Below are 26,671 nucleotides of genomic sequence, written 5' to 3'. Positions count from 1 at the left end.
CCACTCAGAGAGGAGTGGTTTCCGAGGCAGTCGCTGGAACTACGTTTCGATCAAGTAACCGAATTCCTCGACGACGGTCTCACCGTCAATGCCGCGTTCTTCGCACCAGTCTAGCGCTGCTTCCTCATCGAGCGGTTCGATCTCCGCACTGCCCGTCGTGCCGCCTCCGCTACACGGCTTGGCGTATTGGGTTGCCGCACCGCCCTCGCAGTGGAGGAAGTACTCCCCGTCCGAGGTCTCGTATAGCGTTTCGACGAGGTAGTAGAGATCACCTCGATCCGTGTTTGGGGCATACTGGGCAATTTGTTCGGCTCGGTCCGTGTCGTACAGTTTTCGGTCGATGACGCGCTGCATTGCACACCTTGACATGACCTGGTTGTATTAAAGGGTTAGCCCTGAGAACCCGAGATTTCTAACGCTACAGGCCGTTAGAACCCGGAATCCGGACTCACAGTACGACCGCCCGACTCACAGCACGACTATATCGGGCAAAACGGTCTCAGAGCCCACCAGCCCGGGGGGTAGAAAGTAAACAGCGACATGGATTCTTCAGAATCGCTTGATATGGCTATGACTCACCGAACATCTACGAGAGAGCAACGAATCACTCACGCACGTCCGGACATCATCCTCGGCCGCAGTCATCGGAACAGCAACCCTGTCGCACTCATATTCTTGATATGTTTTCTGGACACCCCCCGTGTTGACAGTGAGAAATCCTGTCCAATATGGCCTGTACTGACTGGAAAATTCTGGACACACCCCGTGCTGACCGACGATGACGATCCATCAAATAGATGCTAATTTCTCACTCCGGCAAGAGCTAACTGTCCGTCTAAAGCCTATCTGGCTCATCTAACCTTGTTTTGATTCTCTACGAGCAATCAACGAAAGTCGTCGTGTGAGAGGACATCTTGTGGCTCCACATCTTTTGGCAGCCCATCTTCGCCAAGTGGTCTAAAGATATAGGAATCGTCGAGATAGTCGTTTTCGAGCAGTTCACGGAGCTCTGCCAACGTCATATCTTCACCCTGATATGCTTTCCTCAGTAAGCGATTACGCGCTTCTCGTGGCAACCCGCAGTGAAGATCGAGGTTGAAGTCAAGCACTTCGTGCCGGTCATCAAGCCCCTTCTCGATTCCATTCTGGAGGACATCTCGAAACCGGTCATTAGTGGAATACCCTGGTGAGTCCGGTGCGTACGCGCACATCCGGTAGATAAACGCGATAGCGTTTTCTGCGGCGTCGAATGCTTGCGTGTTTGTTTCTCCTGATTCCGTGACGAGTTGGGTTACGTCTCGTTCTTCGAGCTCTGCTGCGAGGTACTCAAAATCGTAGAGGCCGTTTCTGACCCTGTCTCGGATCCGTTTCCTGGCATTCCGCGCGCTATCACTTTGTAGGTTCTTTCGCCCAGCGAGGTAATCACGGTCGTCTGTGGTCAAGATCCCGCGTTGTCGATCCGGTCCAGTCATAACTCATTCCGAACACGGTCTCAGTTGATTATAAAGAATTCCCGGGGATCGTCATCGGGTTCCGATTACAGTGTTCTCGAATTTACTATTCCGCTCTCTGTCGACCTCACGAATGCACCGCGCCGCAACCAACCACCGCACACCCAGACCATGCCAACAGACGAAGAAATCAAAGCAAGAATCGAGACAAACTCAACCCGCTACGGACACGGCAAAACGCCACAGGACGTGTTTGAGGACCAACTACGCCCTCAAGCATACGAACTGATCGACGCACTTGCTGCCAGCGAACACCTCTCCAAGAAAGAAGCCATCGCGTTCGTACAACACCACCTCGTAAGCACCCCGACCAGGGTAGAACTGGAAGGTGAATCTGAAGAATTCGATAACCCAGCAGAATTGAAATCGTACGCCCTTCAAGGCAAGCATAAGGTCGCGCAAGCGATCTGGATCTACGAGCTCATTGACGCCTACCGACACCCTGAGCCGCCTGAAGAATGCCGTGAATGTGGAAAATCAATCGGCAACACTTGGATCGGGCATCCAGACAAAGGCGAACCAGGCGTCCTCTGCGAAGACTGCGCCGGCATAGATCCCCACTCCGGTCTCTAAGGCTCGTCACCGGTCAGCACACGTGGACTAACAGAAACGAATCCCCTTATACGAGATTTATCGCCTGTTCGGTCAACCGGTACCGATACGCCGGTCGAACGAATACGATCTGCCCGTAGTCTTCCGATTTCGTGACTTCCTCAGAGGACTCAATCGCTTCGACAGCCGTATTGAGTCGCTCCACTGGGTCACCGGACCGAAGATAGTCGATGACCTGTTCTGGCTCGATACCGAACTCCGTAGCCAGGATACTTCGAATTGTTCGACCAGCGCCGTCAGCGACGGCGACAGACGGTGCTGACACCCGGGTCTGCGGGCCGTCCCGCTCTGCAGCGTCTTCAGAAAGCGCTGTGACCTGCAGTTCGTCGTCGATATGCGCGATCAACGCATCCAGGTTTGCTTCTGCTTCCTCAGTCACCTGCCCATTCACGATGTCGTCAAGCCGCTCGCTAATCGCAAAGACATCCGGTCCGGGCGGCGCGGTCTGGGCAAGCACGCCAGCATCGACAAGGTGATTCAGTACTGTTCGCGGTTGGTACTCGATGTCGACATCAAGCGAGTCCAGCAGTTCTGTTCGCTTGAGTCCCTCTTGCTCGGGACCGATCCCTGCGTTGTAGAACGCTTTTGCCACGTTTACCTGATCGTCGACGCTGTGTGTGTTCCCCTTTCGTTCTTGGATATACCGCTCCAAGCGGTCGAAATCTGTGTCGTCATCCTCGTCAATCGTGAGTGCGTCTCTGACTGTGTCTGGAAGTTCTGGACGCGGCGCATCACGGTGCCGTTGGGCTTTCTCTGATAGGCGCGTGTTGTCGTAGAGGGCACGCGCTACGGGGAGCCCACGGAGGTAATTGTACTCGTAGAGGATTTCCACACCGTGTTCAGTCAGGCCGTAGAACTGACTGGGAAGATCACGCGCGTCCTCATTCGGCGGGTACCGATAACAGTCGATGATATCGTTGTCACTGAGAACCTCCAGCTGATCCCGGATTGCGGCCTTGTTCTTCGGCATCATGTACGCCAACTCGTCGAGTGAGGGGAGATGCTCTGGGTGGCCAAGGATGAACTGCAGAATCAAGTGCCGCGTCTCTTGGGAGAGGAGGTCGTAGATCTGCCGCTGTTCTTCGAACGGGCCGCCACCCTCCGCGGCAGACGCATCACTCATAGTCTCACTTGAGAGTACCTCGGCGACGCGAATAATACTTTGGGTCAACTGGTGTGGTCAATCAGCGTATTAGCCATATTGGTTAGCAACCTATTTATTCCGTCTCCAAGGAGCACCAGTATGGCTGACCCCGGCCCGCCCCCGAATGCAACAGAGATCATGGAGAGCGTGAACGACGCGCTCCAGGGTCTCGAATTAGAACCTCACGAAACGTCGGAAATACTGGGGTTCGCCAACCGAGAACTCCCGCACCTCCACACGCCCGAAGACTCGTACTTCATCCTCGGCAGCTACCGCGACCCATACCTTCGACGACTCCGCATCGTCCAGAACGAACTCGACAAGCGCCTCGGCACATACCCGTTCCTGATGGCCGATCTCCCCGAGTTAGATATCGACCGACTCCCCGTCTTCCGCATCCGATTCACTCTCCTCGCCGCGCATGCCGATACTATCGTCGCTGTGTATGAACAGGATGCCGGGGGCGAAGTTACCGAACTCGGGAAGATCAGCACGACACCATACTTCGACAAATCGTACGTGCTGCCGCGAGACTACGCGTGGATGTCCGAACAGAATCTCGCCACGGAAGCAGACGTCATCGCGGCTGCCGCGACAATCTACTTCAACGACGATCTCGACGAAGCGGCTACCGAAGAAGAGCTGGACTCACTCATTACTACAGCCAACAAGAACGACATCAGCCTCACGATACCCGACGTCATCGACCGATTAGAGGATCGAGAGGACGGCGAACAGGCACCTGTCTCATACAGCTGGGTTCACCTGAACGAATTCCGTCTCTTCGAACTCCACGACCGATGCTTCGCCTGGTCCAGCCCAGATGACCTCCGTGATGTCGTCGATGAAGTTCCGTAGTACTGCATAACGCAGTTGATTCAGAACCAATATGTTCTAACAACTAAGTTATGAGTTTTCTGGACACCCCCCGAGAGGCTATCGAGAGATACCGCTTGAAGGCGTCTGCAGGCCCCGAATAATTCTGGACATACCCCGCCACCACCTCTAATAAGATATTTGATGCTATTCAGGTGTTGAGCGTCACGTGTTTTCAGCAAGGGAAATTCGTCGCCATTCAACTCACTCACCCTGGTGGACTGGCGACATACTGCTATTGGGTAACCGACGCGGCTTGTTTACCGGAGTGAAAGAGTATGTTAGGCACATTCAGCCCTCCTGCTCATAGTGGTGAAGTGTGGGCCGTGGGTCAGCTGCCGAGTAGCCGTCGGAAGAATCCAGGCGAGTCTGTTTCTTCAGGAGTTGCGTCAGATTCCGCCGGCTGGTCGGTAGTCTCACCATTTTCTGCGGGTCCGTTGAGTAGTTCGTCTACCGAGTAGCCGACCCACTCGGCAAATTCCTTCGGTGCACCGATGTAGACACTCGTCCCAGATTTATCGGACATGAACCGCTTGTCCAGTCGTTTCTCGTAGTCGTAGACTTCCCAATCCTCGCGGTCAAAGTCAGCGTTCATCCCATCGGGTTCCGATTCGAACTCGACACGGCCTCCCTGGATGTCGCGCTGCCATTTGAGCCGCCCTGTATCGTACATCTGTTCCGCTGGCTCATTAGCAGGGAAATACTCCGGTGGTTCTCGGCCAGCCTCCTCGTAGAAGTCACAGAAGATCTGGCGGACGTCTTCCACGGTGCCATTGCCTTCGGTCCACGGCTGCTCTGCTAGCATCCGGCGAGCCACGTAGCTGAATATCGGGTTTTCTCGCTCTAACACTTCTGCGAGATCGTCTTGCGCCTCATGGAACCCAGGGTCTTCTGGATTCGAAGGGAACGACACGTCCATACTGAGGATCTTCATTCGGTTCCGGAACTCCGATTTCGGAAGCGAATCGTTAGTCGTGAAAATCAGACACGGCTGATCGACACTGGTCGGCGTCCAATCACCCCAGTAGTTTCGGATTGGGCTCCACCCTTCGATCTTGCCTTTCTCCGCGTCGATGATCGCATACGGGAAACAGGTGTCCCACTCCCGAACTCCGCGAATCTCATCAACACCCACGTCGTCTGCATCAACTCCAGAAATGACTGTGTTGTCCGAAACCAGGCGGAGGATGTATTCCGTGAGTTTATCCTTTCCGGCGTCGCTGTTCCCTTCGATGTACAGGTGCTGTAGGACGTTGTCGAGGGTCCGCGACGGGGACGAGAGTGCCTCAGCGTACTGGTTGGCGAACGGGGCCCAGAAGCCGTAGAGGAACGCTTCGTACATCTGAGCCATTACGGCGGTCGGTGTCTGGGTGTACCCGTGGTTTTTGACGGTCTCGACGTAGGACTCAATGGTATCGAGGCAATGGTCCAGAACCTCGGGAGTCGGTGGATCCGTAGCGACTAAAATCAGGTCCTCATCATCGCCGATGATGACCTGTTCGGCTTCGGGGACGACGGACATGGTGGGGATCTCTGTTGATTCCCGAACTTGGTTGTTGTAGGCGCTCAGCGGAGCTGTGATACTGTGATCCTCGACAGTCGCGCCGCGGGAACGGAGAGTAGAGCTGAACTCGTCGGCGACATCCCTGTCTACTTTACTAGTCCCCATTCGAATTTTCTTCTCTGGCGTCCGAACTCGGGGCCGGTCTAACGTCTCGGTGAGGGCCGTTTCGTTGTCTGATTCGACAAGCCCCACATCCGGTGATTCCTCGCTATCACCCTCTGTTCCCGAAGGTTCGTTCGGATCGGTGTCATCGTCGTCACCTGACCCATCTGGTTTGACGACCGTCTGGTCGGCTTTCTCCGGCTCATCGATGAATGCAACTGATTCATCCGCTTCCTCAGGGTCATCGACTGCTGCCGTTACTCGATCTGCGATCTCCTTCAGATCCTCCGTCGCATCTTGGTTGAGCGCGGCCGTATCGCTTACGTCTAAATCTCCAGATCCGACCCAGTACTCGATGCGGTTTTCGCGCTCTTCGGGAGTGTCTGCGTCTTCGATGGCTTCGACCAGCCCTTCAAGAAGCGTCTGGCTGCTGTATCGTTCTCGGTACTCGTCGATAAACGCTGCAAACTCCTCATCGAGCTCCGTCCCGACTTCGGTAGTGATGACCGAGATCTGGTTCGTGTGGTACTCCCACGAGTTAACGGATAGGTTCGCGGACCCATGAACGAGCTTCACCGTATCGTCCGGCATGACGATACGGTACATTTTCGAGTGGACGATCTTTCGGTTCTTCAGTCGAACAGTCAGCCGGTCGTCCTGCCGGAGCTGAACGAGCGACCGCGCGGTTGAGACATCGTTGACCTGATTGGCGTAGTCGTTAGCATTCCCGACCAGCACATCGAGTGAATCGATGTCATACTCGGTCAGCATCCGGACCATCAGTTCCGGCGTCTCAGCGTACGTCACCGCATCTACGTGGCGGGCCCCCTCGAACAGGTCGAGAAAGTCCTCACGCTTTTTCACCATCACCAACCGATACCCCGCCTCACCGGAACCGTAGAATTCCGGCATGTCCGCGAACTTGTCAAACGAAATGTTCGCTGTTATCTCATCCATAGTTCTGCCTTCGTTTACCCGATTAGTGGAATTCCCGCGGAGTCAAGACGGTAGTCACGCTCCACAACGACCGTCTCGAACCGCTGCCCTCGCTTAATCAAGGCTCTGGACCCCCGTTGAATCTCCTTCACCGAAGTCTGCGGACTCCGATTGAGCTGGTTCCCGCTGGCGCTGATCGTACGCCTCACGCCAAGCCTCAATGACATCCGGACTCTCTGCCCCGTGCTCCGTACGCCGACGCCGAACTTGAATCAGCGCTGGCGTGTTCATCGCATCACCAGAAACCACCGCTTGTCCGGGCGTCAGGCCGGGTAACTCACGGAGTACATCTTCACCTGCAGCCTCGACAGAATTCTTGATCGCGTCTTGGTCGTTCGGGTTCTTGATTTGCATCGAGATCTGGGTGCCACATTGCGACAGCACGTCCTGGTCGATCTTTGAAGGACGTTGACTGATGATGCCCAGTCCGAACCCGAACTTACGGCCCTCGGATGTGATTGTGCGCATAATATCGAGTGACGGTGCGTCACCGGAAGCCGGTGCGAACCGATGCCCTTCTTCGAACAGCGCAAAGATCGGGTGACCGATTTCAGAGTCCCTGTCTCGCACGGCATCGAGTCGTTCTCGATACATCCGTCGCAACAGGACAGTCGTGATGAGTTGCTGGTTCCATCGATCCAGCGTATCCATCTGCAGGACGGTACACTGACCAGGATCCACGATTTCGTCCAGCGGGACGTTGTCCTCAGGGTGGAACAGATCGTTCCGCTCTATCGACCGGCGGAGACGCCACTCTAAGGCCCCGACACTCGCGTCGTCATCCCCGTATCTCGCTTCCATTTCATTGATGAGTTCATCGACGCCCCACGTTCGGCTTTCGCGCCGCTGCATCGCACGCCATGCCGTCGACAGTCGCTCTTGCATCCGATTGCTCGGATTGTCCAAGACGGCCATAACGTCGCCAATGTCCAATTCGGAAATGCGAACGCGAAGCCGCTCGGGATCGTAGTACACGACGTCCGGGTCGTACCCATCCTCTCCTTGGAATGCGTCGTGTCCCTGTATGTCCGCGAGGCTGTCGTACTCGCCATGCGGGTCGAACACGAGGAGAGACGCGCGGGAACCGGGCCGCATCATCTCCTCGATGAGTACGGACGCTGTGTACGATTTCCCGCTGCCGGTGGATGCGAGGATCGCTAGGTGCGTTGAGGCGAATTCCTTGATTGGAATGTGGATATTCGTCGCTTCGGACGGCCGATTCAATAACCACCCCAGGTGTGCAGTTCCGTCCAGCTCCGTCACGTCTGCGCTGTCCGTCTCGCACCCGAGGTTCGGTAGGACTGTTTCCAGCTGCTGATCCGGCGCAATCGACAACGGCGTTCCCGGAGACGGGAGCTGTCGCGGATTGGCGAACGTGGTCATATCGGTGTCGTAGTACCCGATGACCGTCGCCGTCAGCCGGTACAATTCGGTGTCGTCGGTCGGTACTCCGAGCGTTGCTGCGACGGTATCTGGACCAACTTCCGGATCTGCGAGGAAACCGTCGGGAAGTCCGCGAATCAATTCGCGGTTCGTCACGCGGGCAAACACAGACCGGTTCTCTCCATCGACGGAGACAGTGTAGGTGATGAACTCCCCCGTCTTGATTGACTTGTCCGCAGGGGTGACGAAGACGAACTCATTCGGGTCTTCTCCAGGTCCGGCGACGGTTCCGACGACCGATTGCTTCCCGGACATCAGACAACCCCCCGACGCTCGTGCGCCTGCCACTCGATGTTTTGCTCCACTACGTCCAGTACCCGCTGGTTCGGGTCGTCCTCAGGGAGCATCCGTCGGAGCCGGTCGATCAGTGCGACGATGACTTCAGCACCGAGGTCACCCGCGATGTCGATGAGTCGGTCGAGGTAAGCCAGCTGGATCTGTCCGTCGACAGTGTGGAAGGAGACGGTCACCTCATCCGGACAGTGGTAGACCGTGTCGTCTACCTCTAGCGTCCATCGCGGCATCCGATGCGTTGGATCCGCAATCGTCCGATCATCGGTCACGACCGCCGTACCGAGGAGCGCCACGCCGGCGAGTGTCGTTCGTTCCTCGATGTATCCGGGCGTGAACTGTGCTTGGTCGTCTTGGGCTAGCCGCGGGCCAGTGCGGCCTTGGTCAGGGTCGACGAGCTTCGTGTCGTAGATCACGCCCATAACCGCGTGCTCCGTGCCGTCGATGACTTTCTTGATGAAGACGGGTTGCCCGAACTCCCGCTCGTGGAGCTCTGGCGGGCGGTCACAGTCTCGCTCTTTGAAGATCTCGACAACGTAGTCGAGATGGCTGTTCGAGGAAACGATGCTCCCAATCCGGACACATGAGTCGAGATCCGGGGTGTCGAGTTCTGTTGCTGATTCTGTCATAGGTTTACCTCGGTGGTGCTTCGGAGTAGTCGAGTGAGCGGTGCTTCAGTCGTCGCCGTGGCGAAAGCGTTCATCATCGGCGGCGGAGTTCCTTGCTAAGTGCTTTGGCGTTCCATTCTAACGGGACGTCGTTCGATTCGGCCCAGCGCTGCACGACCCGCTGGAACTGTTGCCGATCCTGATGATCCAGTACCGCATCGCTATCCACCTGCTGGAGGATTTCCGGATAGCCACGCCCGATACCGGCCTCCGCTCGGACGATCTCGACGGTGTACTCGAACATCGACTCATATCCGTCAGGACCGTCGCTGCGGCAGAGCCACCCGGGGAACTCGATACGGTCAAGCCCAGCGCCTGGCGGCACATTCAGGTACGTGAACAGGATATCGTCGCGGAACTCGTACGTCTCTCCCTCGTATGTTGCCTGTAAGGCGTCAATACTCCCGTCACGTTTCGAGATGAACGGGAGCGTGATGTCTCCCCACGGACTCATCAACTCTGTCAGCACGTGCGCGTCCGGAATGACGCGATCATCTTCGAACTCCTCGCGCCACAGGAGTCGCGTCATTTTCACCAGTTCCGTTGCGCTCGACCCAGCAACGTATCCCACCAGTGGAATTTCGTGGTGCTGACTCGCCGCAATTACTCGACTCAACGTCGAGAGGTATCGTTCTCGGGTTTCGGGTTTTAGCGGGTTCGCAAACGACGCGATCAACGGCCCGTCGTAGAACACGACCGGCGTGCGTTCGATGTCGCCCGCATCACGAGCAGCGGCCAGATCCGACAACTTCTCGATCAGGAGTTGCCCCTCGTGTTCGTAGCGATGATGACCGACAAGCTGCGAATCGACGAACCGGTAATCGCCGTCCTCCGATTCTTGTGTCACCTCGTCAGGCGTCAGTAGCCGTCCTTCGACGCCTCGGTCAAGTCGGCCTTCCGCGTGGTGATGATTCACCGCCCACGCCGATTGCACGTACGCGACCGGGACGTTGAACTGCGTGGTCGGCGGGAGCTGTGACCCGTCGACAGCCATTACGGGCACATCTCGGACGATGTCGCGCGCCCACTCGTTGACCTCCTCATGGTTTTCCCAGCCGTCACTCTCCGGATATGGAACGATGATGCGACCAGCATCATCGAACCCATCCGTTGGGTACGCGCCGGGATACGACGTGTCCTGTAACGCCGTTCGAATCTCACGGCTCGTCCACTCGTCCGGGAGCCGCTCGAATGCATTCTGGTATCGTTCGACGATTCCGGAGTCGTCTTCTAGATACGCTTCAATCGTCTCGACGTTGGCTTCTAACTCGCTGGCGACCCCCCGCTTGTCAATTGGCATTAATTCACCGTCACCTCCGACGTCTGCCGGTCTTTCGTCACGGAGATCGTGTAGTCCGTCATCGAATCGAACGTCTCGTCGTGACTGATCACGGTGAGCTGCTCGAAGCTATCCAGTTGCTTCAGCTGCGAGACCAAATTCCGTTTCTTCTGCCGGTCGAGGTTCGCCGTCGGCTCGTCAAGGAACGCGACGCCGACCGACGCCAGCTGTTCGAGGATGGCAAGCCGCACCGCCAGTGCAGCCGCCATCTTCTCACCACCACTTAGCGTCGAGAACGACTTCTTCACGTCCGCGTCGTGGACGACGATCTCGTAATCACTCGTCCACTCAAGCGTTTCTGCGGAGGCACCGCGGATCGTCCGGAACAACTCGTTCGCCCGCGCCCCGATCCGGTCGGTGATGATCTCTCGCATCTTCGGCCCTGCCTCCCGAACATTCTCCCGGACCCATTCCGCGAACTGGTGATCGGCTTTCAGCTCCTTCAACTGTTGGAGCTTCTCTTGCCGCTCCTCCAACGCCGTCTCTAAGCGCTGGATTTCCTCGCGCGTCTCGCTGAGATTTTCCCTCTTTTCTTCGAGCGAGCCTTTCGCTCGCTCTATCTCGCCTTTGATGTCCTCGATGTCCGACTCAAGCGCCTGAAGCCGCTCCTCGTCGAACGCTGCTTTCGTCTCTTCGAGTTCGGCTTTCGTCTCCTCAAGGGCATCTTCGAGTTCGGCCAGTTCCTCTTCCGTCTCGTTGACGGCCTGTTGCCGTTCCTCTACCTGGGAGGCCTGTTGCTCATGCTTGATGTACGTCTGATACGCCGACTCGGTCTTCTCCAGTGTCTCCTTGACTTCGGCCAGTTTCTCGTCCAGCCCTTCGTATTCCGCCAACTCGTCGTTGATATCCTCCAACTTCGAGTTGGCAGCATCAAGCTCTGCCCGTTTCTCCTCTAATTCGTCAGGGACGTCCGCGTGCTCCTGCACTCGGAACTCCGCAGTCTCGTACTCGTCATACGCTTCCTGCAGCTCATCCCGTTCTGCTTCGAGTTCTGGCAGTTCCGCCAGTTCCTCTTCGAGTTCCTCTAGGGTCTTCTCCGTCTCCGACTTCTCTGACTGGAGAGCCTCGATCTCTCCTTCCAACGATTCGATCTTCTCACGGTGAACCGGGAGCTTATCGGCACGTTGCTTGACGTTTCGGGCCTCCTCCCGACGGTCGCGTAGATCGGAGAGCTCCTCGCTGAGCTCCTTACGTTCTGTGTCGATGTCTTCGATTCGTTCTTCGCGCTGGTCGATTGCGTCCGACCGGTGTTCCTCCTTCAGTGGTCGGTCACACGTCGGACACGGCGCATCCACATCCGTATCTCGCAGCCGCTCCAACTGCTCTTCGAGCCGTTCCCGTTCGTTCTTCAGTTGCTGCCGGCGCGCCTTCCGCTCGTTAATCTTCTCGTCAAGTTCTCCCGGACGCGTCGTTGCCTCCCACTCTTCCTCGATGGCCTCAACTTTCGCTTCGAGCGACTCCACCTTCTCTTGCTTCTCGCTGATATCTCCGGCGAGATCGTCGATTCGTTCCTGTAGTTCCTTGACTTCGCCCTCACGCTGCTGTAGCGAGTTGATCTTCTCGTCGAGTTCTTCGTACCGCTGTTTCTCGTCCTCGCGCTCCTCCAGCGTTTCCTGCGCCGACTGCAGCGTCTCTAAGTCATCTTCAAGCTGGTTTACCTCGAATTCGACCGACGAGACCTCCTGTTTCTGCTCGTCTTTCCGCTCAGCAAGCGTGTCCCGCTCGTTCTCTCGTTCCTCCAGCTCGTCCAGCCGCTCACTCGCTTCCTCGTGCTGGCGATACCCCTCACGGTTCTCCTCACATTTCTCCTGTGCTTTCTGAGCGGCGCGAAGTTCCTTCTCTGCAGTTTCTAGCTCTCGCTCGGTAGCCTCGATCTCCTGCTCCTGTGACCGCACCTCCTGTTCGAGGCTGTCGATTTCATCCTGGACGGCTTCTAACTCTTCGTGTTCCGTTTCTTTCTCAATCAGATCGTCGGTCTTACGCTCAATCTCGGCTTCGATTGATGCGACCTCGTCGGCCAGCAATTCCGCTTTCGCCCGCTTGTCAGGCAGATCCTGTACGGTACTCGTGAGCCCTGCAATCTCCTCACGGAGCTTCTGTTCCTCCTGCTCAATCGCAGCCGGAATGTCCTTGAGCCGATCCCAGGACTCTTCGTACGCATCCAGATTCAGCAGCGCATCGAACTTCTCCTTCCGAGGCTTCGGATTGTCCGCAAAGTCAGAGAGGAACCGCGTCTGTGGAACGCCAATACACGACTCCCACAAGCTCTGCAACTCCTCTTTGTCCTCAACATCGAACCGGGCGCACAACCATTTGATGAGTTGGGATTTGGAATCGATGTCCTGGTCGATCCACTCGTCACCCTCGGAATCGTACCGGTGCACGCCGTAGTTTGATCGACCAGCCGACCGCGTCACGCGGAAGCGCTGCTGTCCCTTTGCCGTCTCCTGCACGAAGGTGACTTCGACAGTCCCGGAGCTCGCGCCCTCCCGCACGAAGTCCTTGTTGTTGAACGGCAGCGAGTCGAACAGCGCGAACCCAATCGCTTCCTGGATCGTCGATTTCCCCGCGCCGTTCTCACCGAGGATTGCGGTCACACCGCCTTCAATCGGCACGACTGTCCGCCCCTCGTACGACTTGATATCCTCTAACGCTACCTCAGTAATCTTCATTGCTGCACCACCTCCGCTTCATCGCTGACCTCTCGACTGGGTTCTTCATCTCCTAACTCAGTCTCCCTATCGGGATCCGTGTCCGAGAAGGGGTCCTCATCGATGTCAAGCACGATGTTGTCCGTCAACTCAGGGAACAGTTCCTGCCGTGCGGAGCTCACCGAATCGCGGATATCTTCGACTGCCTCCTCGGCCTGCGCCATTTGGTGTGCGTTCCCCAGGACGTCGGCGACGTCTTCCGCGTGGTCATCGTAGATCGATTCCTTCGCTATCGTCTCGAACACCCGGTGTTCCAACGCATCCTTGTTCAACCGTCCATCTTGGAAGACCTCCTCCTCGTCGATCTCGGAGATCAGTTGCTGAACGTCCGCCGTCCGGATCCCCGTGTTCACCTGCACGTACAGGGCATCGCACTCATCTTTCAGCCATTCCGCGAGCTCATCTGTTCGGAAATCCCCGCGACTGAACTGTAACGTCCCGGTGAACCGAAGATCGATGATCGGTGCTCTGGGGTCACCATTCGCCGTGAACTCCTCCTTCCGGCAGTACTCGTCAATCTTCGATTGCTCCCCCCGGACATGCTCCTGGAATCCGGTTTCGAGCTCGCCCGGCGAGTCGTACGGCGTCACATCGAACTCAACCTGGTAGTACGGCCGTCGCTTCGTCGAGTGGTGGTCAACCTCGTACTCGACTGTGTTTTCACCCTCGTCTCCGTTGGGAGACAGGGCAATTGAACAGTAACCGTGCTCCCAGTCGTGGCGACCCTCGCGCGTGTTGTGCGCCTCTGGGGAGCCAGGATTATAGATCCAGTCAGCAGCCTCGTACCGCTTGTGAATGTGCCCGAGCGCCAGGTAATCCACGTGCTCTTTCACATCTCGGAGTTCTGCGTGCGTCATCGTCCCGCCGAGCGTTGGGACCTCATCCTCCATTCCGAAATGCGCCAGCAATACGGTCGCCGCCGGTTCACCGTGCTCGGCATTCGCCGCTTCAATACCGTTTGCCACCTGTTGCAACGCCTGCCCTGTTCTCGCGCCTCGCCACTGGAGTCCGAACACTCGAACTGGTCCGTCACACTCCTCTACCTCGATATCGTAGAACCCAGCGCAATCTCCGGGGTCACTCGGGTCGTATGGGTCGAATCGAGCAGTTTCCGGATCGGCCTCCAGGTCTGCTTTCAGAAACACGATGTGGCCGCGCCGATGCAGGTAATTCAGCCACGTCACCTCGCGTGGCGTCAAGTTCTCGTCGTGGTTTCCTCGGGACACCAGCACCGGTACGTCGTCCGGTAGTCGGCTCAGTTCTCGTTCCGCTTGGTCGAGGACCTTCGGTCGGAGATCCCGCGAGTGGAACAGGTCTCCAGGTAACAGGACCGCGTCCGTGTCGTGCTCCTCGACCATCTCTCGGAAGGCAGTACGCGTCGTCGACACCATGTCGTCTTCTCGTTGTTTCAACCCGTACTGTCGGTGGCCGAGGTGCGTATCTGCGATGTGAGTAAGCGTCAACATGGTGGCTAACACAGATAGTCAATAAAAGCAATAGGTTTTAATAGTTTTGGGTAACTTGGATAGTTTGAGGAGTTGGAACCGATGGAACCGGGTAACGAAGACGAAGACAAGAAAAACCGCTTCCGAGAAGCCTTCGAACGCGGACAACAGGGGCACGTCGGAAGCTACGAAGTCTGGTTGTCGGATCACGGGTTCCAACCAGAACGAGCTAGCCGCGAACGGCTCACAGAATACTTCCAAAATCACCCTGAAAAAGCAGTCAATCACGAAGACGCACTTGACGAGGTCGGTGAATACGCGGGCTTCGTAACTCAGCAACAGGATGTCTATCATACCCCTGTACTCGGGCCGTCAGGAATCGGGAAGACCCAATTACTCCACACCGTCGTATCGTTTCTCACGGAACTCTCCGAGGACATCGATACGAAGTTCATTGACGCGCGGGATCTCGGAAAGAAGGCCGACGAAGGATTCCTTCTCGATAAGTTCGCTCACGAATTGACCGAACTCGAATCCCCAATCGTCTGTATCGATGACTGTGGGTTGGACAAACGAATCGAAACCTCACTCAGCGAGCTCCAACAAGCTGTGGACAGCGGCCTATTCGTAACGACTTGGACGCCCGAACGGTGGGGTGTCAACCGAGGACGAGTCCAAGACTCCCTCCCGCCCTCGAAAGAACTCTACCTCGATGCGTTCCCTCGCAAAGACACCGACGAGACGCTGCGCATCATTTTCGAGGTGCTCTCCGAGAACGAGTTTACACTCCCTTCGGAAACTGTGGGCCGCATCCATGAGCTAAGCGAGGGGAACCCGCGCTTAATTCACGTCCTCGCGTTGGAGTCACTCCAAGAGGCCTTCCGGAAAGAACTGGAGCCAGGGGACGTAGCAGCCACGAATTCGGCTGCCGACCGACTCCACTTGGCTGATGCGACCGAACGCGTCCAGGACCTCTCGGAGTCGAAGCTCACCGTGTTGAAACAGATCCTCCAGCTCCCAAATGATCGCGGTGTCCAACCGAGTACGTTAGTCGAGGAACTCCACCGTGACAAATCGACCATCTCCTATCACCTCAGGGAACTCAGCGACGGGGGATTTGTAGAACGTGACCGAGAAGGTCGCCGCGCGTTCTATCGGGTGACCGAGACCCTGGAACCGTTCATCCAACGACGAATCAACCAGGAGGCCGAGTTCGATGGCTAGCTACAAGATCGTGGAACTACGGGACGAGAGCATCGACACGGAAGCAATCGAAGCCGGAATTGAGGCCACCTCGGCATTCAACTCGGACGCCGACCTTCGCAGCGGAATGCTTCCACAGACGTTCAAAGTGGGAACAGACGGCATCTGCTGGGCGGAATACGGTCGTGAGACGCACTACGACCTAACTACGCTCGAAGGCACCGAACAAACGAAACGCGCCCAACGGTACGCGGTCATCTTTCTCCAGAACGGCTACGTTGCCATCGCAAAGGCAACGAAGGAGGTCGAACAGGAGATTCTCACGACACTCGCAGCGGTTCTCGACGAGGACGTGAAATTCGAGACAATAGAGTTCGAAGAAGAGGATCTTCGGAAGGTCATCGAGGAATCCAGCCGCGTCCAGCGTGTCGATGTCAGTCCGAACAAACGCGAACGACCGGACTACGTGTCGGCTCAAGACCGGGGTGACCTGAGAGACACGGACTGGTGGGAGCAATACTTCGGGGACACATTCGAACAGGTTCGTGTTGATCTCCCGAACAGGAACATCGAGGTCGAAGTCGGGTTCGACGACACCGGTCGCATCACGCTCTATGGCCGTGAAATCGAGATGGCGATTCAGGCAGAGGCGATGCGGTATCTGACCGATGAGATCATCGATCCGTACCGGAGCCCGACTGACTTTCAGGGTACTCTCGGGGGGTACAAATGACGGCTCAGCAACTGGCCGACCTGGACTCTCGGGCGACCGTGAGTGGTCACCCGACGATGGTCTCCTGGTCTCGGGGGAAACCACGGCTGTACCTCGCAGACACGAACGGTCCGGTTGACCTCGCAGGTCTCGTCGGAGAAGAGATCCGCGTCGACGTCCATCCCGGATTCCGGTGCCAGCACTGTGGGGACCGAGCGGACGACTCCCCGTGTCAAGAGTGCCAGTCGAAGCCGCCCTTCCAGCAGTGCGTTTTCACGCCCGGAACGTCATGCGAGTATCAGGACTGCCCGTTCCCGTCGTTCAAACGGCGGTCCTGCGCGCACAACTTCGTCGTCTACCTCGTCGCCAAAGACAGCGTGAAGGCTGGAATCACGCAAGCAGATCGCGCTGTGAGTCGTTGGGCGGAACAGGGCGCGACTCACGGCATGATCGTCGCTCGGACACCGAATCGTCGTGTCGCCGGGATCGTTGAGGACGCGTTGGAGGCTGTCGTGTCGACCGAATCGACGAAGGAGTGGTACGAGGCGCTGGACCAGCCCAAAAACGCGCTCATGGAAGCCGTTGATTCGTGCCGGGACGTCCTAACAGGACCTCTGGAACCGTTCTCGACACTCCCCAGTGACGAGACAACCATCGAAGACCGGATTGTTTCACTCCCGGTTCACTTCGCCGGGGACGATGCGACCGTCAGCACCCTTCCAGAGCTCACCCTTGACGAGGGGATACAGTCAGAGGTTCTCGGAGTCCGAGGTCAGATCTTAGCGACCGAGGACGCTGTCGTGAACTTCGACCATCTGAAAGGGAAACAGGTCACGGTCGAAGCGCCTGCCGAATGTCTCCCAGCAACGGAGGCCGCACAATGAAACCAATCAACCTCGACGAAAACTCACTCAACGACGTACCGGTCGGAGACACCTACGCCGTTCGATTCACGCTCGACACAGTCTTCGACAACGAGGGTCAGTACCCACGCCGCAACTTGAAATTCACAGATGGCGGCGGTGACGACCGAACCATCACGATGTGGAAGAACTCCGCACCAGCGGAGATCTACGACGAAGACTACGACAGAGGAGCCACTTACCTCATCACCGCTGTCGAGTACGATATCGACGAAGGAAACGACGGGACGGAATATCAGAACCTCACCGTCCAGAGCGATGCCAAACTCCTCGAAATGGAGGGCCCCCCGACTACCGAGGAAGCCCTCGAAGACGGGCTCGCCGAAACCCCTGACACGTCCGCCAACAGTGGAGACCACGGTCTCACGACGTTCCGTGCCACAGATGATCTGCCGGACTACGACGTCTACGAGTACGAACTCGTTCCGAAGCGAGGATTCCGACCCTCGGGGCAGAACACGCTCCGGGCGACGTACAAGGCCCGTCGCAAAGTCCGGCAACAACTCGATGTGACACCGGTCGTCGTCGGCAGCGCGTTCAAGCTCGTGTCCCTAGTAAAACTCGCGCACGAACGCGTAGATCTTCCCCGCTTCGAAATCAACGAGGTCGGCACCCGACCGGTCGTCTACGCGGACGAGGATGACCGGGAGATCCTGGGTGAAATGCTCGGTGAAGTCCTGAAGGACGCGAAACGCGACCAGTACGACATCCACGGCATCGATAAAATCCTGGAGATTGACCCGGTAATCGAGAAAGAAGGATTCCGGCTCCACGAGCGGTACAACCTCACCGTCGAGGTGCTCCCCACGCGTGCCGCCTACCTGCACGTCGATTACCGCCACCGGATCCTCTCAGACCGGACGCTCGACCAACTCGACGACGACGAGATTCATCCCGGACTCCGGGTGACACCCTCCTACCGAGACAGGGGGCTGTATGTCATCGGCGTCGGCCCAGAAACCGTCACCGACAAGCTCCACATCGAGGGCAACAAGAGCCTCGTTCAGTATCACCGAGAGGAACCCTGGGTCGATCCAGCGAAAGTTAACGAGATTGAGGACGCGGACCGGGAAGTCATCTGGACAGTTCGCCAGCGTGGCGACGGGACCGAGATGGCGTTCCCACCAGAGCTCCTCGCGCTCCAAGGCCATCCTGAGAACCTCGCTCGATTCGCACCGGACTTCGCAGAGAAACAACGGCTCAATACGCGCCTGTCCGCTCAGCAGTGCATCTCGAACGCAGAGAGCTTCGTCGAAGAACTCGGCCCACTTCAGTTCGACGGCCACACCGTTGAGTTCGGATCGGACCCGCTGCTCGGGGATGAGAACATCTCCGTTCAGGGGCTTTTCGATCCGGAAGCAGACGTTCTCCAGTTCAGTGACGGGCAGACCGGGACGCACCCGAGTGACGTCACCCGCCTCGGAGTGTACGAAGCACCGGATCCCTTCCGTGTGTGCCACATTCGGATGGAAAAACGGGACGACCGGATCCAACGGGGCTGGTCCACGCTCCAAAGCAAACTCGAACAAATCGGAGCCCCGCCAGACAGCGTCGAAGAGGTCACCTTCGACGCGACGATGTCAGCCGACCAACTCGGCATGGAGCTCGCCGCTGAAATCCCGGACGACCACGACTACGACGCCGTCTTCTGCACGCTCCCGCCGAAGAACACTGGGTACTTCGACACGGCAGATCCCGAACGTGTCTACGACGAGGTGAAGAAGGTCCTCGCCACGAAGGACCTCAACAGCCAGTTCGCACACGAAGCGACGCTCGACGAACGGTTCACGATCATCAACATCGCCCTCGGATTGGTTGCGGCTGCAGGCGGGATTCCGTTCACTATCGAGCGGGCGTTGCCAGGGGACTCTGAACTCCACCTCGGTATCGACGTGACCCATCAGTACGACGAATCAGCCGACGGGAATCACATCCATCTCGCAGCCGCAACCACCGCGATTCACGCTGACGGGGCCGTTCTCGGCTATACGTCATCCCGACCGCAGTCCGGGGAGAAAATCCCACCGAAGGAACTCAAAGAGATCGTCAAGCAGGCGGTGATGGGCTTCCGAACTCGGTACGACCGGTACCCGAACCACATCACGATTCACCGGGATGGCTTCGCCAACGAAGACCTCAGCGACGTCGAGCAATTCCTCTCCGACCTGGACGTCAAGTACGACGTCGTCGAAATCCGGAAACAAGCCCCAGCCCGCGTCCTGAAATACAGCGGCGCTCACTTCGACACGCCGCAGAAAGCGACCGCAGCCATCTACGAGGACCTTCCCAAAGCCATCGTCGCCACCTTCGGCGAACCCGAAACCCTCGCCAGCAGAGAAAGCACCGGACTTCCCCAACCCATCACCGTCGAACGCGTCCACGGCGATACTCCCATCGAGACGTTAGCCGCACAAACCTACCTCCTGTCACAAGCGCACATCGGCGCGTCCAACGCCACTGCCCGCCTTCCAATCACCACGATGTACGCAGACCTGGCAAGCGCCGCTGCCGCTCGCCAACACCTCCCACCAACGAACAAACTCCGAGACAAGATCGGGTTTATCTAACAGACACCCATGACAGGAGATTCTGACTGGACAACGGACGGCGATACTCCCTTGGAGTTGTTGACACTCCCTGCATCAACGCTCGACCGCGTATCACAACCCGCGGTCCGGGACGCCATCCAGTACTTCAATCCAGGGCTCATCACGATCCCCGGAGCCCGAACCCCGACTGCAGAGGCCACCGCCCGTGACGCCGCCCCCGACATCCCCGTCTTGCACCCACAACTCGGTCGTGGCGGGAACCGCGTCCACCACTTCCGGTACTCCCCCGACGCCGGTGTTCACGAATCCCCCGACGCCGCCCCACCACCCGGGACGATAGATATTCTCGCCGTCCAAAGCGGGGACGTCCTCCCTCAACTCCAAACGCAATTGGCATCAGGTGAGCGGCAGACAGGCTCCGAGGCGGCGACGTTCCTCTTCGCCCCCAAACTCACTGTCGATTGGGATACAACAACCCTCTCCACGACCCTCCCACACGCCGATCAGTTGGCGGCAATCAGCGCTACCCTGCCCGAACCAGTCACCGTCCTCGCAGGCGGTCAACCAGCAGAGTACTACCACGAGTGGGAGCTACCACACAACCACTCGTCAGTCCACGTCCCCATCTCTGGACTCGGTGCAACAGAGCACAGCGGTGCCATGTTCGCCCAATACACCTGCACGCCCCGCGGAACCATCGCAGCAGAAGCTGTCGATGCTGACCAGTTCGGCCTCAGAGCGTTAAACGGCGTTGGACAGTCTACGGCCCAGCGACTCCGCAAACAGGGCTGTCAAACAACCAGCGATGTCCAGAACCTCGCAATCAGCACTCTCACCGACCTCCCCGGAATCGGGCAGACAACAGCCGAGAAGATCCACGCCCACGCCGACGTCATCCACTCAGGCGAACCAATCGTCCTCACGAACAAGACGCCAGTCAAGACCCGCGACGACCGCCCGCCGCTCTGCCTCGACATCGAAACCGACGGGCTTTCTCCAACCATCATCTGGCAGCTCGGCGTCTACGACCCGGCGACCGACACGCATCAAGCGTTCATCGAGAAGCAACACCCGAAGGATCCAAAGCCAGTCCTCGAAGCGTTCATAACGTGGTTCATCGCCAACCACCAGGACAGGACCGTGCTCACGTGGAACGGGTACAAGTTTGACTACCCACATATCTCGCAGTTCCTCGAACAGCACCTTCCCGAATACGTCGATGCATGGGAGGACGTCTGGACTTACGACCTGTACAAATGGGCCGTCCGCGACGGGAACGCCCTCCTCCCCGGTCGAACGAACAAACTCGACCATGTCGCTCGCGCGCTCGGCTACGATTCTGCCGGAACCGGACTGACTGGGGCACAAACCGCGGCTGCATACCAGGAATTTATGCGGAACCCGGACTCCCCAGTAGCTGAACTGGATTGGGAACGCCACAAGACGTACTGTGAGGATGACTGCCGGGCGCTCTGGCACGTCTACCAGGCAATCACGAATGCCACCCGTCGGGACATGACCGATAGCGGCACCGGCGGCGCAACCGGACAACAAGCCGGCCTCACTGACTTCTAACCATGAGCGACAACACCACCACCACCGACACGAACGCAAGCACCGACGTTAACGCGGACACCATCATCGACACGTTCCCGCGCGTCAGCCTCACACCGGATTCAGAGTACATCGAAACTATCGAGCTACCCGCTGAACCTGCGAACACAGTCCCGACAGCAGAGGTACTCCGCCCGGAACTCGCCGAGCCGTACCCGCACAACCTGTTCAGCCACCAGGCCGACGCCCTCAACGCACTGGAAACAGGCAACAACGTCGCCGTCACGACCTCGACGTCCAGCGGAAAAACCCACATCTACGGCCTGCAAATCGCTCGGAACCTCCTCGACGCCGGCGTCCTCAACCCTGATGGAACTAGAGCGTCCGAACAGAACGACGCCTCAACCGCGCTGTGCGTGTACCCGATGAAGGCGCTTACCAAAGACCAGCAGGAAGCCCTCGACGATCTCTACGACCAACTCGGGTTAGACATCCGCGTCGAGATCTACGACGGCGACACGCAGGACGGGCGGCGAGAAATCCGAGAACAAGCGGACGTCATCCTCACGAACTTCGCCGGGCTCAACCTCTACCTCGAACACCACGACAAGTGGAGCCGCTTCTACAGCGCCCTCAATCTCATCGCCATCGACGAGTCCCATACCTACACCGGCATCGAAGGCATGCACGTCGCATGGATCCTCCGTCGTCTGCAGCGGGTCGCCGACTACTGGGGCGGCGATCCGCAATACGTCCTCACCTCCGCCACAATCGGGAACCCCCGCGATCACTCCGAGGAGCTCATCAACGCTCCCGTGACCGTCATTGACGATGACGGCTCACCGCACGGCCCCCGCGACGTCATCCTTTGGAATCCCCCGCCGCGAGACAAAACCCGAGACTCCACGCCCGAAGAGGAATCGTTCGATATCGACATCGACGACGGGACTGATATGGAGGAGGATGATGAGGAGTTCGTCGCCGAACGCGTCCCAGCCAGCGTCGAAGCGCCGAAAGTCTTCAACCACCTGACCTCGCACGACATTCGCACGTTACTGTTCTGCGAAAGTCGCAAACTCACTGAACTCAGCATCCAGCGGGCAAATGAGCACCGTCAGAACAATCCCCGCGAATACGACCGTTCGACCACCGTCGGGAGAGAAGCGTATAATGCTGGGCTCGGTCGCCGAACCCGTCACTCCCGTGAACACCAGTTCAAAAACGGTGTCCTCACCGGCCTCGCCACGACCTCCGCACTCGAACTCGGAATCGACATCGGCAGCCTCGACGCGACCGTCCTCATGGGCTACCCAGGGCAGCGACAATCCTTCTGGCAACGCATCGGTCGCGCCGGCCGCGAAGCGAGCCGCAGCCTCGCTGTCCTCGTCGGCGATCACCGCACACTCGACCAGTACATCCTCACCCATCCTGAATACCTCCTCGAAAACGACGTCGAAGACGCCGTTGTCGACACCTCGAACAATTCCGTCTTCGCAACCCACGTCCTCGCCGCGGCCGACGAAATTGCCCTCGACGAATCAGATATCGGGACATTCGCCGATGAAGACCGACTTCGTGCTGCGGTCAAGATGTGGCGCGAAGCCGGCTTCGTCGACGGCTACCTCGACGCCGCAGTCCACTACTCTGGCCCGAGCCGCCCACAGACACGCGTCAACCTGTACGGGACTACCGGCACGGACTACCGTCTCCAACTCGCAGACAACGTTGACCGCGACAAATGGGGTCTTCCCGACGATCTTGACCTAGAACCAATCGAGCAGAACCGCGCCTACCGCGACTATCATGAAGGCGCAGTTCGCCTTCAGAACGGCCAACAGTTCGAAGTCGTCAACCTAGATGAAGACCGTCCGCAACCCATCATCGAACTCAAACCAGTCAACTGCGAGTACTACACGCGCACCCGCAACAAAGTCAACGTCCTTGACGCCGAATCAGAAGAATCCCGCGAGGTCAACGGGTTCATGCTCCACTTCGGCCGCGGCACCGTGCTCGTCCACCACCACTCCTACGACCAGCTCTACATCGGTAACAGCGACCCGAAACAACAGGCAATCCCGACCGAAACTCCGCCGATCCTGATGGACACGCAGCTCTGTTGGGTCGAAGTCCCCGAAGACGTCGAAACCGCCCTCTCCCGCAAATACCAGGATTACGGCATCGAAACCGGCGTTGATCCCGAAAACACCGGCATCGCCCACCTCGGATACATCGCTGGGCTCCACGCCGCCGAACACGCCACCATCCAAACCGCCCCACTCGAACTCCGCGTCGACAAAAACGACCTCGGCGGCCTCGCAACCCTCGTGATGGACACCCACTACAGCCATCCGGAATACGATGATATCACCGACTCTATCGGCGACTCCTTCGAAGCCGCCACCCACGCCCTCGAACAACGCACCCAAGAACTCACCGGTCGTACCGCCTCCGGCTGGTTCATCTACGACGGCGTCGACGGTGGCCTCGGCTTCGCACGCGCCATCTACGAGAACTTCGAAGCCCTCGCCGAACGCGCCCGCGACCAACTCCGCGACTGCCACTGCGGCCAACCCAACGGCTGCCCCGCCTGCACCTTCGACGAAAACTGCGGCAACGACAACAAACCCCTCCTCCGCGCCTCGGCCATCGACGTCCTCAACCAACTCCTCGGCGACGACACCCGCGACGACCTCGCCGAACACCTCCCCGACGACGAACACAGCGGCGACCGCCGCCCCGTCGTCTTCTACTCCTAATTCCTCCTGCAGTACGACGGTGGAAGACCTCCAACAATACGACAAAGGCCAAGCCGCCATCAAAGCCCCCGACGTCGAAGCCGTCGAAGTCACCGGCCTCCCCTACTGCCTCACCCAACACAGCAACTAATGATTCGTTCGTCGTAGGACTGCAGTAATCATACACGGGGTAACGAATAACCGGTTGAGTTAGTCCTGTTAGTGGCTTAGGATTCCAACGGAAGGCGGTTTAGTGTGTCCTTCTCATTAATAAACCACCAATGATTACTTGTGTCTGTTTGTCGAAAACCACGGTATGAAGGCTGTGGAACGTAGTTCAGACAGGGTTCGGGATTGGCTCACCAGAGCCTTTGCTCGTTTTTACCATGCGCCAGTTGAGAACGTCGACAATTTCAACGGCTACGATAATGAGGACGAAGTTTACTGGTTCGAAAGTGATTCTGCCACGTTCGGCCAGGCCACGCCGGTTGGTACGATAATACTAAACAAGCAGCGCATGGAGAACCTGTCCGACGAGGCAGCCGAGCTCGTCTATCGGCACGAACAAGGTCATCTGAACCGCTTGCCCGTGTTCCGGGGTTTGTTCTGGGGTATGGTGCTCAACGGGGCAATTGGCATCTACTACTTTCTGCAGAGTCTCGGTTATTCGCTTCTGATCCCGTTTGGAGTTCCTGCGAAGCCGGTGGCCATGCTGGCAGGAATATCGCTGGTGTTCATTGTTTTGATGGCAGTAGCTGCCCGTGTTGAAGAGTTGGCGGCTGATCTGCACGCACTCCAGAGCATAGGTGAGGAGGCGTTCCTTGATGCTTACGATGAGATTTCTGATGAGAGCAGTGATTCACTTCACGTTCGGATTCTAAACCGGATTCAGTACACTGATCCGGCAAATGTGGTCAAGGTCCATCATTTTCTGGTTCGCGCAAAGGTGCAGTACCCGGTGTAGACCATCTATCTCTCTTTAACGAGTCACCCCCATCTCTGATCCTCAAGCAATTAACCACGGAGAATCCATGGTTTCGCATCAGTATCGTACTCGCTGATCTTCCCGCTATGACTTCGGGTCTCTGGCGCGAGAATCCCGATGTGTTTGAGTTGCTGCACGAAATTGAACAGCACGTTCGTTCGAATGATGTCCTTCCAGACGGCTTCCTCCTCGTAGATCCGGGAGACCTGACCAGCCTCTATTAACTCGCGGGCTCGCGTTCGGCCTGACCTGGTGCAGAAAGTATTGAGAAACACATTGGGATATTCATGAACCAATCGGCGGAGTAAATCTGGGAAGTGAATCGTCGGCCCCTCCTTCCGTAACGCATCCAACAACAACCGGAACTCAGGATGCCGCTCATAACAGTTCTGCAGGAGAATCGCAAGCGGCTGGTGCTCCTCAACCACGGTTGATCGTCCAACCTCACTCTTCACTATGTCAAGCTTTGATAGCGTCGAAACCCCGTACCCGCGAAGCACCGTTGCCGCAAGTTCTCCCTGATCAGTAAGCGTATACCGGTCGTCACGCCGGAGCAACCCCAGAGATAGTGTACTCTGACGTGCACTATCACCTGCACCGAACCCGTACTCATCCGCAAGTACATCGACAAGCTCATCGCCAGCCAAGGGCCCGTGCTGATCGATAGCAACTACAGGTGCCAGGTAGTTCAGGGGTTGGGCGAGCGATAGGCTGGCAATATCCCCACTAACATCACTCCGCCGCAGCCGAACAGACAACTGTCCCTCAATATCGACAACTTGTTCGTGCGATTCAGATGTCGGTGGACTCGACCACTCCGATACTCCACTCTCCGTCGCGCCGATCACACCGACCCCTTTCGACCGCAGCAACTCAGTATGCTGCCCAACAGCCTCCTCCGCTGCCGCCAAATACGACACATGTGCCCCCTGCTGGTACGTAAGCGCCTGCCCGATCCCCCGAAGCAACCCACTCGACCCCTTCACCTCAACCGCAAACACGCGATCAGCATTCGTGAACCCCAACACATCCGGATACCGCCCCCCAATCGTGATCTGATGCGATTCACATCGATTCAACACATCCGCATACGTCTCCTCGTGTGAACCGGGCACATGCACAAGCGGCTGATACCCCCGGGCATCCAGCTCATCAACGACGTGTCCAAACACAGCCGATTCATCCATCTTACCCGAGTGTTTCACACCGGGTTTGTTTGAATCTATGGCACCTACACATTCCATCTCTTCTACTCCTTGGATTTCCACACGGAGCAACTCAACTGGTGAGCATTCGAACTCGTGGGAA

19 protein-coding genes are annotated in these 26,671 nt (G+C 57.7%); 9 read left to right on the top strand and 10 right to left on the bottom strand.

Annotation, left to right across the window (positions count from 1 at the left end):
• Window positions 1-39 precede the first annotated feature (39 nt).
• Both NO347_RS03730 and NO347_RS03725 read right to left on the bottom strand, forming a co-directional pair.
• Window positions 40-354: a hypothetical protein gene (locus NO347_RS03730; RefSeq protein WP_256288322.1), complete on the bottom strand. Its 315-nt coding sequence runs from the start codon at window positions 352-354 to the stop codon at window positions 40-42.
• A gap of 530 nt (window positions 355-884) precedes the next feature.
• Window positions 885-1,442, bottom strand: a complete 558-nt coding sequence (locus NO347_RS03725) for a DUF8102 family protein (RefSeq protein ID WP_256288321.1) — start codon at window positions 1,440-1,442, stop codon at window positions 885-887.
• A gap of 180 nt (window positions 1,443-1,622) precedes the next feature.
• Here NO347_RS03725 and NO347_RS03720 point away from each other — a divergent pair, with 180 nt between their 5' ends.
• Complete coding sequence (locus NO347_RS03720; protein WP_256288319.1) at window positions 1,623-2,084, top strand: hypothetical protein; 462 nt, start codon at window positions 1,623-1,625, stop codon at window positions 2,082-2,084.
• 46 nt (window positions 2,085-2,130) lie between these two features.
• On the opposite strand, the gene NO347_RS03715 is transcribed toward NO347_RS03720, so the two are convergent.
• On the bottom strand, window positions 2,131-3,246 hold the full coding sequence (locus NO347_RS03715; RefSeq protein ID WP_256288318.1) for a hypothetical protein: 1,116 nt from the start codon (window positions 3,244-3,246) through the stop codon (window positions 2,131-2,133).
• A 120-nt stretch (window positions 3,247-3,366) separates the two neighbouring features.
• On the opposite strand from NO347_RS03715, the gene NO347_RS03710 reads away from it, so the two are divergent.
• Window positions 3,367-4,125 carry a DUF8170 family protein gene (locus NO347_RS03710; protein ID WP_256288317.1) on the top strand — a complete coding sequence of 253 codons (759 nt, stop codon included), beginning with the start codon at window positions 3,367-3,369 and terminating at the stop codon, window positions 4,123-4,125.
• Between the two features lie 349 nt (window positions 4,126-4,474).
• On the opposite strand, the gene NO347_RS03705 is transcribed toward NO347_RS03710, so the two are convergent.
• From NO347_RS03705 to NO347_RS03680, 6 genes are all read right to left on the bottom strand, one after another.
• On the bottom strand, window positions 4,475-6,766 hold the full coding sequence (locus NO347_RS03705) for a phospholipase D-like domain-containing protein (RefSeq protein ID WP_256288316.1): 2,292 nt from the start codon (window positions 6,764-6,766) through the stop codon (window positions 4,475-4,477).
• A gap of 93 nt (window positions 6,767-6,859) precedes the next feature.
• The gene (locus NO347_RS03700; RefSeq protein WP_256288315.1) at window positions 6,860-8,188 is read right to left on the bottom strand and encodes an ATP-binding protein; all 1,329 of its coding nucleotides are present in this window, start codon (window positions 8,186-8,188) and stop codon (window positions 6,860-6,862) included.
• A 314-nt stretch (window positions 8,189-8,502) separates the two neighbouring features.
• Window positions 8,503-9,168, bottom strand: a complete 666-nt coding sequence (locus tag NO347_RS03695; protein ID WP_256288314.1) for a DUF8166 family protein — start codon at window positions 9,166-9,168, stop codon at window positions 8,503-8,505.
• Window positions 9,169-9,241: 73 nt separating this feature from the next.
• On the bottom strand, window positions 9,242-10,507 hold the full coding sequence (locus tag NO347_RS03690) for a DNA double-strand break repair nuclease NurA (protein ID WP_256288313.1): 1,266 nt from the start codon (window positions 10,505-10,507) through the stop codon (window positions 9,242-9,244).
• On the bottom strand, window positions 10,507-13,218 hold the full coding sequence (locus tag NO347_RS03685) for an AAA family ATPase (RefSeq protein ID WP_256288312.1): 2,712 nt from the start codon (window positions 13,216-13,218) through the stop codon (window positions 10,507-10,509). Before NO347_RS03685 ends, NO347_RS03690 begins: the two co-directional genes overlap by 1 nt.
• The gene (locus NO347_RS03680; protein WP_256288424.1) at window positions 13,215-14,723 is read right to left on the bottom strand and encodes a metallophosphoesterase family protein; all 1,509 of its coding nucleotides are present in this window, start codon (window positions 14,721-14,723) and stop codon (window positions 13,215-13,217) included. The genes NO347_RS03685 and NO347_RS03680 overlap by 4 nt, the downstream gene beginning before the upstream one ends.
• Window positions 14,724-14,804: 81 nt before the next feature.
• On the opposite strand from NO347_RS03680, the gene NO347_RS03675 reads away from it, so the two are divergent.
• The 7 genes from NO347_RS03675 to NO347_RS03645 all read left to right on the top strand — a co-directional run bounded on the left by NO347_RS03675 (window position 14,805) and on the right by NO347_RS03645 (window position 25,342).
• Window positions 14,805-15,926, top strand: a complete 1,122-nt coding sequence (locus NO347_RS03675; protein WP_256288311.1) for an ArsR/SmtB family transcription factor — start codon at window positions 14,805-14,807, stop codon at window positions 15,924-15,926.
• A complete protein-coding gene (locus NO347_RS03670; RefSeq protein ID WP_256288310.1) occupies window positions 15,919-16,638 on the top strand; it encodes a hypothetical protein in 720 nt (239 codons plus the stop codon). Before NO347_RS03675 ends, NO347_RS03670 begins: the two co-directional genes overlap by 8 nt.
• A gap of 56 nt (window positions 16,639-16,694) precedes the next feature.
• Window positions 16,695-17,501: a DUF2797 domain-containing protein gene (locus tag NO347_RS03665; protein ID WP_256288309.1), complete on the top strand. Its 807-nt coding sequence runs from the start codon at window positions 16,695-16,697 to the stop codon at window positions 17,499-17,501.
• Window positions 17,498-20,107 (top strand): Piwi domain-containing protein, encoded by a 2,610-nt coding sequence (locus NO347_RS03660; RefSeq protein ID WP_256288308.1) that lies wholly within the window; start codon window positions 17,498-17,500, stop codon window positions 20,105-20,107. The genes NO347_RS03665 and NO347_RS03660 overlap by 4 nt, the downstream gene beginning before the upstream one ends.
• A gap of 9 nt (window positions 20,108-20,116) precedes the next feature.
• A complete protein-coding gene (locus tag NO347_RS03655; RefSeq protein ID WP_256288307.1) occupies window positions 20,117-21,664 on the top strand; it encodes a ribonuclease H-like domain-containing protein in 1,548 nt (515 codons plus the stop codon).
• Window positions 21,665-21,666: 2 nt separating this feature from the next.
• Window positions 21,667-24,399 carry a DEAD/DEAH box helicase gene (locus NO347_RS03650; RefSeq protein ID WP_256288306.1) on the top strand — a complete coding sequence of 911 codons (2,733 nt, stop codon included), beginning with the start codon at window positions 21,667-21,669 and terminating at the stop codon, window positions 24,397-24,399.
• Between the two features lie 295 nt (window positions 24,400-24,694).
• Window positions 24,695-25,342, top strand: coding sequence for a M48 family metalloprotease (locus NO347_RS03645; protein WP_256288305.1), 648 nt, complete (start codon window positions 24,695-24,697; stop codon window positions 25,340-25,342).
• Window positions 25,343-25,392: 50 nt separating this feature from the next.
• On the opposite strand, the gene NO347_RS03640 is transcribed toward NO347_RS03645, so the two are convergent.
• Complete coding sequence (locus NO347_RS03640; protein ID WP_256288304.1) at window positions 25,393-26,631, bottom strand: hypothetical protein; 1,239 nt, start codon at window positions 26,629-26,631, stop codon at window positions 25,393-25,395.
• Window positions 26,632-26,671 lie beyond the last annotated feature (40 nt).

The organism is Halobellus inordinatus, from assembly GCF_024464655.1.
Classification (GTDB): domain Archaea; phylum Halobacteriota; class Halobacteria; order Halobacteriales; family Haloferacaceae; genus Haloquadratum; species Haloquadratum inordinatus.
This window is presented reverse-complemented; position numbering and strand designations above follow the sequence as displayed.

Bases quoted from the DNA above. Each gene is read 5' to 3' on its own strand.
- NO347_RS03705 (WP_256288316.1), bottom strand. From the start codon at position 6,766: ATGGATGAGATAACAGCGAACATTTCGTTTGACAAGTTCGCGGACATG.
- NO347_RS03710 (WP_256288317.1), top strand. From the start codon at position 3,367: ATGGCTGACCCCGGCCCGCCCCCGAATGCAACAGAGATCATGGAGAGC.
- NO347_RS03700 (WP_256288315.1), bottom strand. From the start codon at position 8,188: ATGACCACGTTCGCCAATCCGCGACAGCTCCCGTCTCCGGGAACGCCG.
- NO347_RS03660 (WP_256288308.1), top strand. From the start codon at position 17,498: ATGAAACCAATCAACCTCGACGAAAACTCACTCAACGACGTACCGGTC.
- NO347_RS03675 (WP_256288311.1), top strand. From the start codon at position 14,805: ATGGAACCGGGTAACGAAGACGAAGACAAGAAAAACCGCTTCCGAGAA.
- NO347_RS03685 (WP_256288312.1), bottom strand. From the start codon at position 13,218: ATGAAGATTACTGAGGTAGCGTTAGAGGATATCAAGTCGTACGAGGGG.
- NO347_RS03720 (WP_256288319.1), top strand. From the start codon at position 1,623: ATGCCAACAGACGAAGAAATCAAAGCAAGAATCGAGACAAACTCAACC.
- NO347_RS03695 (WP_256288314.1), bottom strand. From the start codon at position 9,168: ATGACAGAATCAGCAACAGAACTCGACACCCCGGATCTCGACTCATGT.
- NO347_RS03690 (WP_256288313.1), bottom strand. From the start codon at position 10,507: ATGCCAATTGACAAGCGGGGGGTCGCCAGCGAGTTAGAAGCCAACGTC.
- NO347_RS03655 (WP_256288307.1), top strand. From the start codon at position 20,117: ATGACAGGAGATTCTGACTGGACAACGGACGGCGATACTCCCTTGGAG.
- NO347_RS03665 (WP_256288309.1), top strand. From the start codon at position 16,695: ATGGTCTCCTGGTCTCGGGGGAAACCACGGCTGTACCTCGCAGACACG.
- NO347_RS03680 (WP_256288424.1), bottom strand. From the start codon at position 14,723: ATGTTGACGCTTACTCACATCGCAGATACGCACCTCGGCCACCGACAG.
- NO347_RS03650 (WP_256288306.1), top strand. From the start codon at position 21,667: ATGAGCGACAACACCACCACCACCGACACGAACGCAAGCACCGACGTT.
- NO347_RS03715 (WP_256288318.1), bottom strand. From the start codon at position 3,246: ATGAGTGATGCGTCTGCCGCGGAGGGTGGCGGCCCGTTCGAAGAACAG.
- NO347_RS03730 (WP_256288322.1), bottom strand. From the start codon at position 354: ATGCAGCGCGTCATCGACCGAAAACTGTACGACACGGACCGAGCCGAA.
- NO347_RS03645 (WP_256288305.1), top strand. From the start codon at position 24,695: ATGAAGGCTGTGGAACGTAGTTCAGACAGGGTTCGGGATTGGCTCACC.
- NO347_RS03670 (WP_256288310.1), top strand. From the start codon at position 15,919: ATGGCTAGCTACAAGATCGTGGAACTACGGGACGAGAGCATCGACACG.